This window comes from Bacillus sp. J33, assembly GCF_000518885.1.
Classification (GTDB): domain Bacteria; phylum Bacillota; class Bacilli; order Bacillales; family Cytobacillaceae; genus Cytobacillus.
The window spans coordinates 1-1657 of the sequence record NZ_JAEL01000194.1; the positions used below are offsets into that span (position 1 = coordinate 1).

The following is a 1657-nucleotide window of genomic DNA, read 5'->3' on the forward strand; positions in this document are numbered from 1 at the left end:
AGATTAAACGGCCTTAGCCCTATGGAATATAGAGCTAAAGCCGCTTAAAACATTTTTATTATTTCCACTGTCTACTTGACAGGGGGCAGTTCAAAGTCGATGAATGGGCTTAATTCATGATTTAACAATAGAATAGCAGATGATTACTTTAGGAGAGGGGCAGGTCTGTATGGTATACTAGGTTAATAGAATTGCGTGTTTAGAAAGGTGGACAAAAAATCTGACTGTTTTTTCCTTCCTTTTTAAACAACCTCTTGAAGGGAGCGTCAGTGCACGTATGTCAAAAGGAATTGTTTATTACGAAGTAGGAGAGCAAATCGAGCTTTTTTTACTTATTAAAAATGCAACTAAAGGGGTTGCAAGTAATGGAAAGCCGTTTTTGACACTTATTTTCCAGGATCAAAGCGGAGAAATTGAAGCAAAGCTTTGGGATGTCTCAGAGGATGATGCAAAGAACTACAGCCCTGAGACCATTGTAAAAGTGGCAGGGGACATTTTAAATTATCGAGGACGAAATCAGCTTAGAATCCGCCAAATTCGGCCGGCCTCTCCGTCAGATCCGGTTAAACTTGCAGACTTCCTCGAAACAGCGCCATTAAGTACAGATGAAATGATGAGTAAAATCACTCAATATATATTCGAAATGAAAAACCCCAATATTCAAAGAATCACTCGCCATCTATTGAAAAAGCACCAAAAGGAATTTCTCGAATATCCGGCTGCCACAAAGAATCATCATGAGTTTGTCTCAGGTTTAGCCTATCATGTTGTATCTATGCTTGATTTGGCTAAAGCAATTGCCAGCCTTTATCCAACCCTTGATAAAGACCTATTATACGCAGGAGTCATTTTGCATGATCTTGGAAAAATTACGGAGCTTTCTGGACCTATTTCAACATCCTATACTGTTGAAGGAAATCTGTTAGGCCATATTAGCATTATGATTAATGAAATTGGTAAAGCAGCAGAGGAGCTTGGAATTAACGGTGAAGAAATCATGATACTCCAGCATTTGGTACTCTCCCATCACGGAAAGGCTGAATGGGGAAGTCCAAAGCCGCCTCTTATCAAGGAAGCTGAAATTCTTCATTATATCGATAATATAGATGCCAAAATGAATATGCTGGATCGGGCATTGGACAGAGTAAAGCCGGGAGAATTTACAGAACGGGTATTTGCTCTGGACAACCGTTCATTTTATAAGCCAACGTTCCATAAATAAAATCATCCATCTTTCCCATTGGGGAAAGGTGGTTTTTTATTGAAATTCAATCATATTTTTATGGTACAAGCATATTTTATAGTACTTGGACAACCATTTTGATAGAAAGAGGGGAAAAATAATGATTCCTATCTGGGTATATTTTGTAGCAGCCGGAATCGTTGTAAGTGCATATATGGCCGTTAAGACAGGAAGGGAAGAGAAAAAAGCAGAGAATGACAGCATTGAACGTGAGGGTGAGATCTATATGAAACGCCTGGAACGGGAAAAGGAAGAGAGAAAAGCTGCGCAGCAGTCCGCAGGGTAAAAAACTTGCAGTTTCAGCTGAAAAGCAAATTCAGCCTATTACTAACAAAAAGGGGTCTCCGGTATGGAGACCCCTTCAGTTTGTAGACAAAAAGAGTTCGGAATAGTCTCATTCCGAACTCTTTTTTT

At 39.4% G+C, this 1657-nt stretch carries 2 protein-coding genes; both read left to right on the top strand.

The window, feature by feature from the left end; all coding sequences use genetic code 11:
• Positions 1-277 precede the first annotated feature (277 nt).
• Positions 278-1222 carry a 3'-5' exoribonuclease YhaM gene (yhaM, locus tag L634_RS0128570; protein WP_026585314.1) on the top strand — a complete coding sequence of 315 codons (945 nt, stop codon included), beginning with the start codon at positions 278-280 and terminating at the stop codon, positions 1220-1222.
• 121 nt (positions 1223-1343) lie between these two features.
• Complete coding sequence (locus L634_RS0128575; RefSeq protein ID WP_034263447.1) at positions 1344-1529, top strand: sporulation YhaL family protein; 186 nt, start codon at positions 1344-1346, stop codon at positions 1527-1529.
• The last annotated feature ends 128 nt before the right edge of the window (positions 1530-1657 follow it).